General features: G+C 59.4%; 11 protein-coding genes. 6 read left to right on the forward strand and 5 right to left on the reverse strand.

Annotated features, from left to right (window positions below; all coding sequences use genetic code 11):
• Nucleotides 1-4: 4 nt before the first annotated feature.
• On the reverse strand, nucleotides 5-259 hold the full coding sequence (locus HNR46_RS05930) for a hypothetical protein (RefSeq protein WP_184016758.1): 255 nt from the start codon (nucleotides 257-259) through the stop codon (nucleotides 5-7).
• A 216-nt stretch (nucleotides 260-475) separates the two neighbouring features.
• Here HNR46_RS05930 and HNR46_RS05935 point away from each other — a divergent pair, with 216 nt between their 5' ends.
• The 3 genes from HNR46_RS05935 (at nucleotide 476) to HNR46_RS05945 (ending at nucleotide 7,706) form a co-directional block, all read left to right on the forward strand.
• Nucleotides 476-5,047: a glycoside hydrolase family 9 protein gene (locus HNR46_RS05935; protein ID WP_221285038.1), complete on the forward strand. Its 4,572-nt coding sequence runs from the start codon at nucleotides 476-478 to the stop codon at nucleotides 5,045-5,047.
• 68 nt (nucleotides 5,048-5,115) lie between these two features.
• The gene (locus HNR46_RS05940; protein ID WP_184016762.1) at nucleotides 5,116-5,457 is read left to right on the forward strand and encodes a hypothetical protein; all 342 of its coding nucleotides are present in this window, start codon (nucleotides 5,116-5,118) and stop codon (nucleotides 5,455-5,457) included.
• 149 nt (nucleotides 5,458-5,606) lie between these two features.
• On the forward strand, nucleotides 5,607-7,706 hold the full coding sequence (locus HNR46_RS05945; RefSeq protein ID WP_184016764.1) for a TonB-dependent receptor: 2,100 nt from the start codon (nucleotides 5,607-5,609) through the stop codon (nucleotides 7,704-7,706).
• Between the two features lie 42 nt (nucleotides 7,707-7,748).
• Here HNR46_RS05945 and HNR46_RS05950 read toward each other — a convergent pair whose 3' ends face one another.
• The gene (locus tag HNR46_RS05950) at nucleotides 7,749-8,645 is read right to left on the reverse strand and encodes a LysR family transcriptional regulator (protein ID WP_184016766.1); all 897 of its coding nucleotides are present in this window, start codon (nucleotides 8,643-8,645) and stop codon (nucleotides 7,749-7,751) included.
• A 129-nt stretch (nucleotides 8,646-8,774) separates the two neighbouring features.
• Between HNR46_RS05950 and HNR46_RS05955 the strand changes: the two genes are divergently transcribed.
• Together HNR46_RS05955 and HNR46_RS05960 are read left to right on the forward strand one after the other, a co-directional pair.
• Nucleotides 8,775-10,271, forward strand: coding sequence for a catalase (locus HNR46_RS05955; RefSeq protein WP_184016768.1), 1,497 nt, complete (start codon nucleotides 8,775-8,777; stop codon nucleotides 10,269-10,271).
• A 20-nt stretch (nucleotides 10,272-10,291) separates the two neighbouring features.
• Nucleotides 10,292-10,795, forward strand: a complete 504-nt coding sequence (locus HNR46_RS05960) for an ankyrin repeat domain-containing protein (protein WP_184016770.1) — start codon at nucleotides 10,292-10,294, stop codon at nucleotides 10,793-10,795.
• Here the strand turns inward: HNR46_RS05960 and HNR46_RS05965 are convergent.
• From HNR46_RS05965 to HNR46_RS05975, 3 genes are read right to left on the reverse strand one after another with little or no spacing between them, the layout of a single operon-like run.
• On the reverse strand, nucleotides 10,792-12,144 hold the full coding sequence (locus HNR46_RS05965) for a Gfo/Idh/MocA family protein (protein WP_184016772.1): 1,353 nt from the start codon (nucleotides 12,142-12,144) through the stop codon (nucleotides 10,792-10,794). The two genes, HNR46_RS05960 and HNR46_RS05965, sit on opposite strands and share 4 nt — an antisense overlap.
• A 10-nt stretch (nucleotides 12,145-12,154) precedes the next feature.
• Complete coding sequence (locus HNR46_RS05970) at nucleotides 12,155-12,973, reverse strand: FAD:protein FMN transferase (protein WP_184016774.1); 819 nt, start codon at nucleotides 12,971-12,973, stop codon at nucleotides 12,155-12,157.
• 4 nt (nucleotides 12,974-12,977) lie between these two features.
• A complete protein-coding gene (locus HNR46_RS05975) occupies nucleotides 12,978-14,435 on the reverse strand; it encodes a glycosyltransferase family 39 protein (protein WP_184016776.1) in 1,458 nt (485 codons plus the stop codon).
• Between the two features lie 55 nt (nucleotides 14,436-14,490).
• Here HNR46_RS05975 and HNR46_RS05980 point away from each other — a divergent pair, with 55 nt between their 5' ends.
• Nucleotides 14,491-15,234 carry a glycosyltransferase gene (locus tag HNR46_RS05980; RefSeq protein ID WP_184016778.1) on the forward strand — a complete coding sequence of 248 codons (744 nt, stop codon included), beginning with the start codon at nucleotides 14,491-14,493 and terminating at the stop codon, nucleotides 15,232-15,234.
• Nucleotides 15,235-15,465: the final 231 nt, after the last annotated feature.

Raw genomic sequence — 15,465 nt, forward strand, 5'->3', positions numbered from 1 at the left:
CCGGTTATTCAATGAGATAGGCAATCGCGCGGATGATCGCGGCGAGAATGCCGAGTCCACCGAGTGAGATGGCGGTGAAGCTGACGATGCCTCCGCGTTTCCGGGACGAAAGTGACATCAGGACCCCGAAGAGGCCAAAGATCATGGCGGTGATGGCGAGCAGCAGACCCAAGATGGGTCCTTGATAGAAGCTGGCGATCGACACCACGAGGGCGATGATGGAGGCAAAGGTGAAGGTCGGACGGGAAGCGCTGCTCATGAAGCAAATTCCTCGGTTTCATGCCTGGGTCAAATGCCCTAACCGAGGGTTTTTCCGGAAGTGCGGGGGCGGAGTAGGCAGTTTTTAAGTTAATTAAAGTTAATGGATTAGATGAGTTGTGCGTAACAATCCAACTCGACGTCCTGACGCGAACACGTTATGGACCCGCTCAACATGCATTGGGCTCGAATTCATCGGGTCATCGCAAGGGGGGCGATGATCGGATTGGGAGTGGGAGGATTTCAGGTTTCTTTGGCAGGCGACTTTGATCGACTGGAGGGGGTCCGTGGGGAAATGCCGGAGGTGGGAGAGTCGGCCGCTCGGTGGTTGACGCCTCAGATTCTGGAGCTGGGACGGATCACCACTTCGGATACGAATGGCAGTGTGGACGCTTGGGATTTCGTGGAGGGGGGGAATTTTGTGGCGCCCGAGGCCAATAGCTGCGTGGTGGAGGTGGATGGGCAGTCCGTGAGTTGTTCGATCACGGGATTTCGGCGTCGAGTTTTGTATGCGCCCTTGGGTGAAACGGATTTGCGGGTGGAGAACCGGCTGTATTTGACGCTTTCCTCGGCGGCTTCAGACGGGGCGGAGGTGAAGGTCACGACGGACGGGTGGGAAGGGGAGTCCTCGATCGCGGAGTATGCGGCGGTCTTCGATGGGGATCGGCGCAGTCCGGCGGTGCACGTGAATCAGGAAGGTTATGAGACGGTGGGCCCGAAGCAGGCGATGGTGGGGTACTACCTCGGGAGCGGCGGGGAGATGGCAGTGGCAGCGACGAGTTTTTCGGTGGTCGATGAAGCGAGTGGGCTGGTGGTTTTTTCGGGTCCGCTGACACTGCGCCAGGACGTGGGTTATACCTACTCGCCACCACCCTATCAGCAGGTTTGGCAGGCGGATTTCAGCTCATGGGAAACCCCGGGGGAATATCGCCTGAAGGTGGAAGGCCTGGGAGTCTCTCTGCCATTTCGAATCGCTGACAATATGTTGCTGGGTTTTGCGCGAACCTATGCACAGGGTTTGTACAACCAGCGCTGCGGGCATGCGGTCGAGTTGCCGTTCAGCCGCCATCCGCATGCGGCCTGCCACACCGCTCTGGCTGGCGTTCCTACGAGCGGCGCTGAATTCGATGACACCTGGGGTTTCATTGCCCAGGGCAGTGCCGATTCCGCCCAGGTCGCTCCGCAGATGGTTTCCCCGGAGACGCAGTTGTATCCGATTTTGCGGAGTGGACCGATCGATGTTTCCGGTGGCCATCACGACGCGGGCGATTACAGCAAGTACACGATCAATTCGGCGCAATTGATTCATCATCTGGCGTTCATTGTCGATGCCGCACCGGCGGCGGGGGCCCTCGACAATTTGGGCATCCCGGAGAGTGGCGATGGCAAGAGTGACCTGTTGCAGGAGGCGAAGATTGAAGCGGATTTCCTTGCCAAAATGCAGGACGACGACGGCGGGTTCTTCTTCCTCGTGTATCCGAAGCACCGAAAATACGAAGACGATGTGCTTCCCGAGGACGGCGACGAGCAGGTGGTATGGCCGAAGAATACGGCCTCGACTGCGGCCGCGGTGGGTGCACTGGCAGACTTGGGGTCGTCTCCTTTGTTCCAACAGCAATTCCCATCCGAAGCGGCGCTCTACCTGCAGAAGGCTGCAGCGGGTTGGCAGTTCTTGTTGGAAGCGATCGAAGAGCACGGACTGGAGGGGAGTTATCAGAAGATCACGCACTACGGTCATATCTTTGGCCACGACGACGAATTGGCGTGGGCGGCTTCCGCCATGTTTGCTGCGACGGGGAATCCGGTGTGCTTGCAGAAGCTCAAGGAATGGTATGATCCGACTTCGACGGATGTGCGTCGTTGGGGTTGGTGGGCGCTGTTTGAAGGATACGGCTGCGCGACGCGTGACTACCTGTTTGCTCAGCGGGTGGGGAAACGCAGTGCGGGGGAAATGGACGCAGCCTATTTGGCGGATCAAGAGGCCCTGCAAATGGACACGGGCACTTGGCTGACGACGCTTTCCGGGCAAGGCGCTTACGGGTCCTGCCTTGACCCCTATTCGAAACAGCAGAGCACGGCCGGGTGGTTTTTTTGCTCGGAGCGGGCATTCGAAATCACGGTGACCGATTTGTTGGTGGCCGATCCTGCTCACCGAACGGCGGTGGTGGGGAATGCCAACTATGAGATGGGCTGCAATCCGGTGAATGTGAGCTACGTCACTGGTAGTGGTTGGCGCCGCCAGCGGGAAATTGTGCATCAGTATGCCCAGAATGATGATCGGGTGTTGCCGCCTAGCGGCATTCCTCTGGGGAACATCCAGACCGGCTTCAGTTGGGTGGCACGTTACGGCTCGGTTTTGGGGTCGTTGTCGTATCCAGGAGACGGTCTCAGCACTGGAAAATATCCATTCTATGATCGGTGGGGGGATGCCTTCAACTCGACGACGGAGTTTGTGATCGCGCAACAGGGGCGAGGGCTGGCGAGTTTGGCGCGCTGGGGTGCTCAATCCCCGGGAGCGGCGACCCCATGGACTTCAGCCACGCCGGAGATTTTGTTGCCGGGGGATTACGTGTCGGCGGGCGATGCGGTGACGGCGGAGGTGAGTTGTCCGGGGATGGATCTCAGCGCCGCCCGCGTGACCTGGGAATGGGGCGGTGTCGACCCCTGGATTGGAGGCAGCGAGTTCACCTTCACTCCCCATCGAGTGGCTCGGCATCGCATCGAGGCGGAGGTGGTGATGCCAGATGGTCGGCGGTTCTCGGCGGCTCGGTGGTTTGGGGTGAAGGGGGCTTCCGGTGGTGCTCCTTGGGAAGTGGCGGCGGATACGATTGCCCTCTATCACTTTGATGACGATTTTACGGATGCGACCGCGCACGGATTTGATCTGACGGCGCAAGGAGACGTGGAGCGGGTGGAGCATGCAGCCGGATGGATGGCCGAGCCAAGTGGACGGGCGGTCCGTTTCCACGGGATGGGTGATCAGCTGACGGCTGTCATACCGGCGAGCTACATCACGCCGGAGAACGCTCCGACACCTTTGGTTTTGGAAGCTTGGATCTGTCCATTAAGCTACGAAGCCTATGGACAGGGTTCTTCGCCCTTGATGGCCTTGGTGAGGTCCTGGAATTCCAAATTCGGGGCCTTGCAGGATATCTGGGTGCAGCCGGCTGCTCCGTTTTTGATCACCGATGGATTGACCTTGGTCTCTGGTTCGGCCTGGGAGGCGGCGGTTCGACCCGGGGAGTGGCAGCATCTGCGGATCTGTCGAACGGCAGCGGGGGAGTATGAGGCGCAACTCGATGGAGTGACGGTGGGATCGGGTCAATCGACGGCGGGTCCTTTCGGACCCAGCGGGGAATGGACGCTGACGCTCGGAAATTTCAATGGTTACTTGGACGAGGTGCGGATCACCGGGGATGCGACTGTTCTCCCTCCAGAAGAAGAGGAGCCCGAAGATGGCGGCGGGCCAGGGCCTGGGTCGGGTTCCGGAGGCACGGGCGGAGGAGCGAATGCCGACGTGATTCCGTTTGCGGTTCCCTTGATGACCGATGCGGATACGGTCGCGCTCTATCATTTCGATGGGGATTTTCAGGATGCGAGCGGCCAGGGATATGATTTGGTGGCGGCAGGAGGGGCGACGCGCGTGGCAAGCTTCGATGCCAATGGGTTGCCGGCGGGAGAGCGGTTGCGACTTTCAGCCTATGGAGATTCTTTGTCAGTGACCTTTCCCGACTCCCAGATCGCTCCGGGCTCCGTTTCCCAGCCACTGACTCTGGAAACCTGGATCTACCCGCGGGCATACAAGGTCTATGGAAACGGTACCAACGGGAACTTTTCACTGAAACAGAACTGGGACAGCAGCTTGGCGATCAGTGAGGACAAATGGCTGCAACCTGCGGTGCCTTCCGTTTCCGCCGGTTCCACGACCCTCTTGCCTCAAGGGTCCTGGGAGTCTTTGGTTTCGTTGGAGACTTGGCACCATCTGATGCTGACGCGGGACGAGACGGGCGTGGTGACTTTCTGGGTGGACGGCGAAGCGGTGGCGTCGGCCTATGCTCCGATCAATTATGGACGCACGACGGATTGGACCTTCCGGATCGCTGACATCGACGCGGATTTCGACGAAGTGCGCATCAGCCGAGTGGTGCGGACGCCACCGGCGCCCGATGGTTTCGAAGTCGATGCGGAAACCATCGCGCTGTATCACTTCAACGGGAATTTTGAAGATTCGGGACCGAATGGGCTCCATCTGACGTCCCAAGGGGGAGCGAATCGTGCCGCCGACAATCTCGGCTGGATGACGCAACCGGTGGGCGAAGCGGCACGTTTCGGACTGGTCGGAGACCAACTGATGGTGACCATTCCGGATGCACTTCTCTCCCCAGGCAATGCTCCGCCCGAATTGACCCTGGAAGCATGGATCTACCCCCGTGCCTACAAAGCGTATGGCGTGGCCACTTCGTCGATTTTCCGCCTCGAGCAGAATTGGGATAGTTCCCTGGGAGTGATGCAGGACAAATGGCTGCTACCGGACCGCCCCAAGGTCATGGTGGGAAGTCACACGGCGTTGGCGCACGATCAATGGGATGCAGCAGTGATGATGGGCCAATGGCAGCATCTGAAGATCACTCACAATGCCCAAAGCCAGGTCGATGTGTGGGTCGACGGGGTGCTGATCTCTTCCCAATCGGCTCCGTTTGCCTACAGCCGGACCAACGATTGGACCTTTGTGATCGGGAATATCGATGCGGATTTCGATGAAGTGCGCATCAGTCAGGGGATTCGATAAATGCAAATGCACGACGTGTGCATTTGGTCTTTACTTGCCGGGTGAGATGATTTTCGTTTCGCCCGGCCATGACTTCTGCGGGACACCACCATCCGATGCTGAGGCCCGCTTTGGCGGTGTTCTTGGTGTTGCAGCTGGTGCTGATCCAATTGATGGCGGTCAGTCCGGCTCTGCACGAAGAGCTGCATGACCACGATTGCCATGGGCATTCGCCCAAGGAGCCGCCCTGTGTGGTGGAGCTCTGGCAGGCATCCGGCGGGCAGGAGATTCCGCCTCCGGTGATGGTGCCTGAGGCGGAAGAAGTGTTGCCGATGGTGGCGATGGTGCTGGCTCCTTGCCGGAGTCTCCTGCTGCCGGCGGGCCATTTCCGTGGAGGAAGGGGGGCGCATTCGCCGCCCCGGGCGCCTTAGAGGCCGGGAAACCCGATCCCGTTTGCTGCTTATCCATTTCGCCTCTCGGACCTTGGTCGGTCGGAGGGGCTGGGTGGCTTCGATGACCCGTCGTGCCGATGAGCCGACCGGGCGGCTGCCCTCATTTCCAACCCTTCTTTCTATTGATCATGAATTCTTTTTTGTTCCGTGCCGCCGGACTTTCGGTTGCGGCACCCATGGTTCTGGGAGCGCAGAGTGATGCTGCGGCCGGACCTGATTTTGAAAAACCGATCGGTGCGCTGGATGCCATCGTGGTGACTGCCAATCGCTCGGGGCAGACTTTGTTCGAGCAAGTGCAACCGGCAACGGTCCTCACGGGCCGCGACCTGCTCAAGAGAATGGCACCGACTCTGGGTGAAACTCTCAATCGAGAGCCTGGAGTGAGTTCCACGTATTTCGGTCCGGGTGCGAGTCGTCCGGTGGTGCGTGGCTTGGGTGACGACCGGGTGCGGATTCTCCAAAATGGCACTTCGGTGCTCGATGTGTCGAATGTGAGCCCTGATCACGCGGTAGCGCTTGACCCATTGTCGATGCAGGCGGTGGAGGTGGTTCGTGGACCGGCGACCTTGCTCTACGGACCGAATACCATGGGTGGGGTTGTGAACGTGATGGACGATCGCATCGCGAAAGAGCGGTTCGAGGGGCCTTGGCCAAGCGGCCGCCTTGGTTTGATGGGAGGTTCGGCCGACGAACTGTTCTCTCAATCCGGAGCGCTGACCTGGGGAACGGGTCCGTGGGTTTTCCACCTAGATGGATTCAACCGGGAGACCGAGGACATCGAGATCCCCGGCTTTGCCCGATCCGAGCGGCTTCGTCTGACTGACCCCGCGGGAACCCCCCAGCCATACGGGACGCTCCCTAACAGTGCCACTCACTCGAAAGGAGCCGGCGTCGGCATTTCTTATGTGGGGGATGCGGGATATCTCGGAATTTCGTATTCGGGCATGGATTCGACCTACGGCACGGTTGCCGAGCCGGACGTCACCATCGGGTTGCGCCAGAGGCGTTACGAGATGCGTGGAGCTTGGTGGGAGCCGACGTCGTGGGCGAAGGAACTGAGTTTTTCCTTGGGATATTCGGACTACGAACACACCGAGTTTGAAGGGGTGGAGCCAGGGACGCAGTTTTTGATCGAAGGCTTCAATGGCCGGGTGGAGATGCTTCACCATGCCTTGGCGGGCATGGAGGGTGCCGTGGGGTATGAGACCCAAATGAATGAGTTTTCGGCACTTGGGAGCGAGGCCTTCCTGCCGACGGTCGATAATGAAACGCATTCCGTATTTTTCTTCGAGGAGATGGACTTCCATCCGTTTCGACTGCAGTTCGGGGCTCGTTACGATCACCAGTCGAATGAAACCGAAACGAATCCTCTGTTTGGGCCTGGCCTGAGCCGGGATTTCGACGCCTTCAGCGGATCGGTGGCTTTGGTTTATGAGCCGGTAGAAAACTATGCGGCGACGGTGGCCATCGGATATGCACAACGTCCTCCGACGTACGTGGAATTGTTTGCCGATGGACCTCACGTGGCGACGGGGAGCTACGAGATTGGAGATACCCGGCTGGGGACCGAAGATGTCTTGTCACTCGATGTCTCGCTGAAGAAAAATGCAGGTTGGGTGACGGGAGGAGTCAGTGGATACTACTACCGGTTTTCTGACTACATCGGAGCCTTGCCGACCGGCGCCTTTGATCCGGTCGATGGCTTCCCTATCTATGCCTATCGAGCTGTGGATGCGGACTTCTATGGGGGTGAAATTGAAACGGTTTTTCATCTGTTGGGCCCGGCGACCGGGAATTCAGCGGAAGGGGCGGATGCGAAAGCGCCGCTCGAGCGGGTGGCAGCTTTCGATTCTCAATTGGATTTGAGTCTGAAGGCAGATTACGTCCACGCCGAAAACCGATCGACGCATGAGCCCTTGCCGAGGATCCCTCCGTTTCGATTCACAGCGGGTCTCGACTACACCCATGGTGGGTGGGGTGCGAATGTGGAGTGCCAATATGCTGCGGATCAGAATCGCACGGCCAGCTTTGAACTGCCCACGGACGGCTATGTTTTGGTCAATGCCGGGCTGGACTACACGTTTACAACAGGCCAGGTCGAGACGACGGTTTTCTTGAAGGGAACCAACCTCACCCAAGAGGAAGCCCGGATCAGTACTTCGTTTCTAAAGGATAGCGCTCCGCTGGCCGGGAGGGGAGTGGTCGTCGGGGTGTCGACACGCTTCTGAGGGAGAAGTCGCGGCCGGCTTTCATCACTGGGGGGAAGTCGGCTAACCGGGCACTTCTGGCGAAATCAGCACAGAGAGAAGTTTTTCTGCGGCTGGCGATAGACGGGTGTCGCGGCGTTTGATGAGGTGAATCACGCGATGCAGACCATTTCCTGCAAACGGGCGGCACACCACGCCAGGCCGGAGATGGTCGCGCGCGGCGAGCTTGGGAACTACGGTGATTCCCATATGCGCCTCGGTCATGGCCAGGGCTGTGGCGATTTGATCGCACTGCAGTCCTGAGTTGGGATTGCGGATGCGGCACAGTTTGAGAGTACGCTCGGCGAGGCAATGGCCACCGCTGAGATGAATGAGTTCGTCCGGATCGATATCCGTCGGGGTCGGTGCCTCTTTGCGGAGCGCGAGTCGATGGCTGGCAGGAGCGGCGAGGAGCAGGGGCTCGCGAAACAACTCTCGAAGCTGCAAGGGACCGAGCTTCCGTTCTTCGGTGGTGACATCGCTGAGGATGCCAAATTCAATGGTGCCTTCGACCACCTTGGGCAGTAGTTGGCGGGTGCGAGCTTCATCGATGGAGACGCGGATTCCAGGATGGGCCTTGCGAAAAGGGCCGAGCCATTGGGGAAGGAGATAGGGCGCGAGGGTGGGAATGATGCCAAAGTCGATGCCGCCCGCTTCCAATTCGCGGCGATTCTGGAATTCCCCGCGCAATCGATCGGCCTGTGCCAGCAAAGCTCGGGCGTGGGAGATGAGCAGCTCGCCTGCCGCAGTCGGTTCGACTCCACGCGGCCTCCGATGCAGCAAGGCTTCCCCAAGTTCTTCCTCAAGGGCTTGCATCTGTTGGCTCAATGCGGGTTGGGAGAGGTGGCACCGACGCGATGCAGCACTCATCGAGCCCTCCTCCACGACCGTGATGAACGTTTGTAGCAACCTCAAATCCATGGCGGCTCTTTTTAGAATCGATTCGGAGGTATTGAAAAGTCCAATAGGTGGGTTTGGAAACATTCGTTACCCAGATGGGAAGGGGCCCGCTAGGATCGCGGCACAGAATCCGAAACGAAAACTATCTGCATGAGCCGACCCATCATGACCACCACCGGTGGCAACCCGATCGCCGACAATCAAAACTCCAAGAGTGCAGGACCACGCGGGCCCCTGCTGCTGGAAGACTATCAGCTGATTGAAAAACTGGCCCACCAGAACCGCGAGCGCATCCCGGAGCGGGTCGTTCACGCCAAAGGATCGGGAGCGTTTGGGACCTTGACGATCACTCACGACATCACCCGCTACACCAAGGCGGAGGTCTTTTCTGAGGTAGGCAAGCAAACGGAGTGCTTGCTGCGGTTCTCAACTGTGGCGGGAGAACGAGGCGCGGCGGATGCGGAAAGAGATGTCCGTGGATGGGCGCTCAAGTTTTATACGGGCCAGGGGAACTGGGATCTGGTGGGCAACAATACCCCGGTCTTCTTTGTTCGGGATCCATTGAAATTCCCTGACTTCATCCACACTCAAAAGCGCCACCCCCGTACCAACATGCGTAGCGCCACGGCGATGTGGGACTTCTGGTCCCTTTCTCCGGAGTCGCTCCATCAGGTGACCATTCTGATGTCGGACCGTGGCCTGCCGATCGGTTATCGCCATACCAATGGCTACGGCTCCCATACCTATTCGTTCATCAATGCGCAGGGCGAGCGATTCTGGGTCAAGTTTCACTTCAAGACTCGTCAGGGCATCCAATGCATGACCAATGCGGAAGCGGAGCAGGTCATCGCGAAGGACCGGGAGTCCTCGCAAAAGGATCTCTACGAAGCCATTGAGCGCGGTGAATATCCCCAGTGGGACTTCAAGATTCAGGTGATGGCGGAGGAAGATGCCGAGAAGTGTGCGTTCAATCCTTTCGATCTCACCAAGGTTTGGCCCCATGCGGACTACCCGCTCATCGACGTCGGTGTGCTCGAACTCAACCGGAATCCTGAAAACTATTTCCAGGAGATCGAACAAGCGGCTTTTTCTCCCTCAAATATCGTGCCGGGGATCAGCTTTTCCCCTGACAAGATGCTGCAGGCGCGGATCTTCAGCTATGCCGATGCCCACCGTTATCGGGTCGGGACCTGGTATGAAGCCCTCCCGGTGAATCAGCCGAAGAGCGAAGTCCACACTTACCACCTCGATGGTTCGATGAACTTCATGAAGCCGAAGTCGAGTGATGCTTACTACGAGCCTAATAGCTTCGATGGGCCGGCGGAGGAAGATGCGTTTGCAGAGCCTCCGTTGAAGATCTCCGGCGACGCAGACCGATGGAACCACCGCGATGGCAATGACGATTACACCCAGCCGGGAAATCTTTTCCGCCTCATGTCCGATGTCCAGAAGGAGCAGCTTTTCAGCAACATCGCGGAAGCCATGCAAGGAGTGCCGCAATCCATCATCGATCGCCAACTCGGTCACTTCGACCAAGCGGATCCTGCCTATGGGGCGGGAGTCCGTGAGGCGCTGGTGAGATTGGCTGGCGACAATACCAACAACATTTCTGTCCAGGAAGAGCCGCAAGCGGCTCCCGTGGGCTGACCTCGGACCCCCTGCCCACCATGATCACCGAATCGGAAAAACAGCGCTTCATCGAGCTTCAACAAATGGCACTCGATGCGGCCCGCCGAGGTGACACCGAGATGCTGGCCCCGATGATCGGGGCCGGCATGCCGGTGGAGCTGAAAGACGGGAAAGGCAACACGCTGCTCATGCTGGCGGCCTATCACGGCCACCCAGTCCTCGTTGAAGCATTGCTTGCGAGAGGTGCACGGCCGGATGAGCGAAATGATCGCGGTCAAACTCCGCTGGCGGGAGTCGCCTTCAAAGGTCACTTTGAGGTCGCCCGGATGCTATTGCAGGCGGGTGCCGACCCGGAAGCAGATCAGGGTGGCGGGCAGACTCCGGGGATGTTCGCTGCGATGTTCGGACACCCCCGGATCGTGGAGCTGTTGGAGGAAGCCGCCGAAGGCCGGCGGCAAAAAGTCTGGGGCTTGCGTGCCTCGACCCTCGCTCGTTGGACCTCGCGCATCCGCGCGATGTTGCCTCGCCGCGCCGGGGCTTAGATTTTCTCCCCATAGACCCAGCCGTCGCGGACGGGCTCCTTGAGATACTCGTTCAGCTCGGGGCGGTTGGTGATTTTCATACTGGAAGCATCGTATTCGATGCGACCCCCGAAGCGCATGGCCATGACTCCCAGTAGCGTCATTTCCGTGAGTTCGGCTGCATAATCGAAGTTGGAGCCAGGCATGGGGCCGTCGCCGCGAATGGCGTCGGTCCATTCCTTGTAGTGGCCTCCTTTTCCGACCCGTGGAATCTTCCGTTCGGGGATGTCCTTGCGGAACTCGTTCCAAAGGTCCTGTGGGATCAAGCGGGGACTATCGGGGCGGCCACCGGTCATGAGAGAGGCCTGGTCTCCAACCATGATCATGCCATCCGATGCCAGTTCCTTCAGGCCCCACTCGGGGCGGAGATCTGGCCGGAGGTTGCCATCGTGCCAGCGGAGAGTAACGGGCGGTGCGTCGCCGCGTGCAGGGAACTCAAAGCGGATTTGTGAGGAATCAGGCGTAAAGAGCGTGGAGCCGCCCTCGCGTTTTTCCGCTTCCACCACCGTGGGCATGCCGAGGTTCAACGCCCAAAAGGGAGCGTCCAAGGTATGGCACGCCCAATCACCCAACTCCGCACAGCCAAATTCGAAGAATCCCCGCCACGTCAGAGGGTGAAGAACCGGGTTGTAGTCCACCTTTCCCACGTGGGGTCCAACCCACAGATCCCAATCGATCGTGTCGGGCACCGGCTGCGCGGTGGGCGGCATGGCGTCCGGCTTTCGGAAATACGGGCCATTGAAATCGGGGCCGGTGAACCATGCCAGAACCTCGGTCACCTGGCCGAGAACGCCGGCCTCGTACCATTCACGAACAAAGCGAATCCCCTCCGTCGCATGACCTTGATTGCCCATCTGGGAAATCACCCCATAGTGCTTGGCACCCCGTTTGAGCGCCCGGCATTGCCAAACATTGTGAGCGAGCGGTTTCTCAGTAAACACGTGCTTGCCGAGTTCCATCGCTGCCATCGTCGCCGGGAAATGAGAGTGGTCTGGGGTGCTGACGACGACGGCGTCGATCTCTTTCCCCATTTTATCGAGCATCTCGCGGTAGTCGCGGAAACGTTTCGCCTTTGGAAAGCGTTCAAAAGCTCCTGCCGCGCGTTGGTCATCGATGTCGCAGAGCGCGACGATGTCTTCGCCGCCGAGAGCGTTGAGGTTATCCCATCCGCGGCCACCCACACCGACAAAGGCGAGCTGGATCTTTTCATTCGCGGAACGGCCCGACTGGCCAATGGCGAAACGGGGTGCGACCCACGCCCCAGCAGTGAGAGCAGCGGTGGAAGTAAGGAAATGTCGACGAGTCTTCATGGGTGGAATGTCATCCAAGAGAACGTTTCGTCGGCACGCCGTCTATCTCCTCAAAGTGGTGAAGCAGCTCAGGCGAATCGCGGAGGAGATCGGGCAAGCGATCTGCTGGGGCTAAAATCAATGCGGTGGACCAGGCGTCGGCCACCGCGGCGGAGTCGGCAATCACCCAGTGGCGGCCCACGGCAAGGGGAGCGTTGGGGTCAGGGTGCACGATGTGGCTTCCTTGGATGCCGGTCCCCGAGGCGCTGAGCGCGGCTCTTTCGAGCTGGATCTCCACCGTACTGCGATCGCCATCCAGCTCGATGGGCCAGGAATCCATCCCGTAGGCGAGGTGCGTGCTGGCACCGGATGAAAGAAGACAGGCAGCCGCGTCCCATTGGAGGAGAATGCCCGCCAAGTAGTCGAGTGCGTAGCCTTTGCCGATGCCGCCCAAGTCCAGTTCGCGCCCCGGCTCGATGCAGGTGATCGCGGGGCGGTCAGGATGAATCAATAGCCGGCCCGCGGGGGCCGGGAGCGGTCCATCCTCCTGATCCTTGCGGTGGCGAATGGCCCGCCCAAGAGTGATATCAAAAAGCCCCCCAGTATCCGTGTGGAGGGTCAGCGCGATCCGAAGGCATTCGTCGGTTTCGTCGGAGAGGTAGAGCGTTTCCCCGGCTGCTAGCTGATTGATCCTGCTGATCTCGCTGTCCTCCCGGAAGCGGCTCAACTTTCCCTCAAGGCGGTCAAGTTCCTCAAAGCACTCAATGGCCATGTCCGCGGCTCCCTTCGCCTCCCCGGGAAAGCGCAGATGAAAGACCGTGTTCATGGCTTCGTGGCGGAATTGTCTCATAGAATCAGGGATGGGGTTGGGCGACCGATGCGTCCCAGAAATCGTTGCGCACCCAGACCATGACTGGATTGCCATCGCGCAGCCCTCGGGGAATCGGCACGTGAGTTTCCGCCAGCTCCGCGGTGAGGTCGACCATCGAAAAAACCAACGGGAGCCGTGCAAGAGAGGCGGGCGGATGATCCCAATGGCCGACCGGTCCACGCTGACGCAAATACCAAGGAAGAGGCCAGTAGCCATGACCGATGATACCGATGGGACTGAGCGGTAGCTCCGGATAAGCCGCTGCCAATTGATCGAGCCAGCCATTCAAATTTTCCATGTCCGGACTGGTCGGGACGTAGGCAAATCGATTACGCGCCTCGGAAGGATAGACGAAAGAGGATCTCCAACTTTGGAGAGTCTGCCAGCTCACTAGGGTCGTGAGGACGCACGCAGCCCCCCACCGCCAGGAATTTCCCGGTGGCACGATGCGCAGGGAAAACCCGGCTAACAGCAGCACCTGCGCCCACGGAAGCACCATCAACCACGGCGTTTTGTAGGCGATGGCGGAGTAGACGGCGAGTTGGGCGAGGATCGCAAGCGCCAGAAAACGAACCGTCCGCGTGCGGCACTTCCACGCCGCCAGAATCGCCAGAATCAGCGGTGCCCCAGTCCACCACCACAGGCCGCCGGACTTCAGCGGCCACGCCAGAAAGTCCAGATACCACCACGCTGCTTTGTCGTGTCCCTCCGTCGTATCGTAGATGAAATACGTCCGCACGGCATCGATGGCCCCTTGCCAGTGGCGGAATCCATCGGTGTAAAAGGCGAGCGAGATCGCGAGAAAGCTCACGATCCCGATCATGAAATCTCCGCGATGCTTTTGGAAAAGATCGCGAACCGGGGGACGGGATTTCCCCAACAAGCCCCACAGGAGGACCGCTGCGATCCCCCAGCCAGCAAGGGTAAGGACGAAAGTCTCCTTCGTGGCATACATCAATCCCAGCCAGAAACCGATCGCTCCATACGCTCGCCCCGATGCCAGCTGAACCAACACAAGTCCACCAAACAAGGCTAACAATGACTCGTGAATGAACATGCGGCTGTAGTAAACGAGAAGGGGAGACGTCGCCAGAAGGAGTGAGGAAACCAACATCGGAGCTTGACCGAACCGGCGAACCCCGAGGAGCGGGAGTGCGACCGTGAGGAGACCCGCCAAGGCGGTCAGCTGCCTCAGGGGAAGCATCTCCATCTCCTGCCAGCGGTGATGCCCGGCCAGACTGGAAGTCCATTGCCCCAGGCGGTGAAACACCGGACCATGATAGTGAACCGGATCAAATCGGTAGTCGCCATCCAACGCCCGAGCGACAATGCGGGCTCCGGTCGCTTCATCGGCATGCACGGGGCGGTTGTCGAGATCGTGAAATCGCAGCCAACCCGCTAGGGAAAGAATCAGCAGCCAAAAAACGGTGTAGCGGTTCATGAGACAGGAGGGCCTACGGTTGAAAGTCGGCCGGCATTGCGGACGTTGTGGGAGAATGCCGAATCAAGGGGTCGAAGCAACCATCGTCCTGGTGACGCCCGTCTGGTGCGACGCCCGGAGACTGGCGCGCTTTGCCCCGGATTTGGCGGCAGCGCTGGCCGCATCCCAGCTGCCTGTGAAATGGCTGATTGCCGATGATGGATCGGGAGCCGAAGAGCGGCAACGACTTGAAAAAATCCGTCAGGAGATCGCGGAGGTGTATTCCAAAGTCGAGGTGTCCGGGGAATCCCATCACCGAGGGAAGGGGGCAACCGTGCGCACCGCGTGGACTTCACAACCCCAGGCCGAGTGGCTGGCTTTTGTCGATGCCGATGGCAGTGTTTCCGCCAGAGAAACTGTTCGCTTGCTCCGCGAGGCGTTGCGTCGTCGTCGCTCGATCATCGGAGTGAGAGTTTCCAGTGAAGAAACCAAGGTTCGGGAAGGACTTTGGCGGGCCATTCGGCATCGTGCCTTTCTCGGTGCTACCCGGTGGTTGGTCGGCCTGGAGACGCGCGATTCCCAATGTGGCGCGAAGGTCATCCGCGGGGAGGAGTTCCGCGACGTCCAAGGGCGATTGCATGAAGAAGGCTTTGCCTTTGATGTCGAATTGATGGTCGAACTTCACGCGGCTGGCCACTCATGGGTCGAGCTTCCCGTGGCGTGGGATGAAAAGGACGAAAGCCGCCTCCGAGTCGGAGATTCCTGGAAGATGTTGGCGGCCCTCATGGAGATGAGAAAGCGGCTTTTGAGCGAGAGCTGAAGATCTTTTGAATCTGGCCAGAGTTGGAACCCTAATGCGACCTGAGAGAGCAGTTGGAGAGGAACCTCTTTGAAAGAGGGATGTTGAAACTGTCGAAAAACCCCTCCCTGTTCCAGCCCGATTTCCGCCCGCTGGCCCGCCCGCTGCTTCCTCGGGACGCGAGCCATGGCACGCTTCAAACCCTACGACTACGCCCAGGGACTCATCGTCCCCGTCAACCTCGAGGAACAG

This window comes from Haloferula luteola, from assembly GCF_014201715.1.
Lineage (GTDB): Bacteria > Verrucomicrobiota > Verrucomicrobiia > Verrucomicrobiales > Akkermansiaceae > Haloferula > Haloferula luteola.

Coding starts and splice junctions, on each gene's coding strand:
- HNR46_RS05945 (WP_184016764.1), top strand. CDS start 5,607: ATGAATTCTTTTTTGTTCCGTGCCGCCGGACTTTCGGTTGCGGCACCC.
- HNR46_RS05975 (WP_184016776.1), bottom strand. CDS start 14,435: ATGAACCGCTACACCGTTTTTTGGCTGCTGATTCTTTCCCTAGCGGGT.
- HNR46_RS05930 (WP_184016758.1), bottom strand. CDS start 259: ATGAGCAGCGCTTCCCGTCCGACCTTCACCTTTGCCTCCATCATCGCC.
- HNR46_RS05965 (WP_184016772.1), bottom strand. CDS start 12,144: ATGAAGACTCGTCGACATTTCCTTACTTCCACCGCTGCTCTCACTGCT.
- HNR46_RS05935 (WP_221285038.1), top strand. CDS start 476: ATGATCGGATTGGGAGTGGGAGGATTTCAGGTTTCTTTGGCAGGCGAC.
- HNR46_RS05970 (WP_184016774.1), bottom strand. CDS start 12,973: ATGAGACAATTCCGCCACGAAGCCATGAACACGGTCTTTCATCTGCGC.
- HNR46_RS05940 (WP_184016762.1), top strand. CDS start 5,116: ATGACTTCTGCGGGACACCACCATCCGATGCTGAGGCCCGCTTTGGCG.
- HNR46_RS05980 (WP_184016778.1), top strand. CDS start 14,491: ATGCCGAATCAAGGGGTCGAAGCAACCATCGTCCTGGTGACGCCCGTC.
- HNR46_RS05950 (WP_184016766.1), bottom strand. CDS start 8,645: ATGGATTTGAGGTTGCTACAAACGTTCATCACGGTCGTGGAGGAGGGC.
- HNR46_RS05960 (WP_184016770.1), top strand. CDS start 10,292: ATGATCACCGAATCGGAAAAACAGCGCTTCATCGAGCTTCAACAAATG.
- HNR46_RS05955 (WP_184016768.1), top strand. CDS start 8,775: ATGAGCCGACCCATCATGACCACCACCGGTGGCAACCCGATCGCCGAC.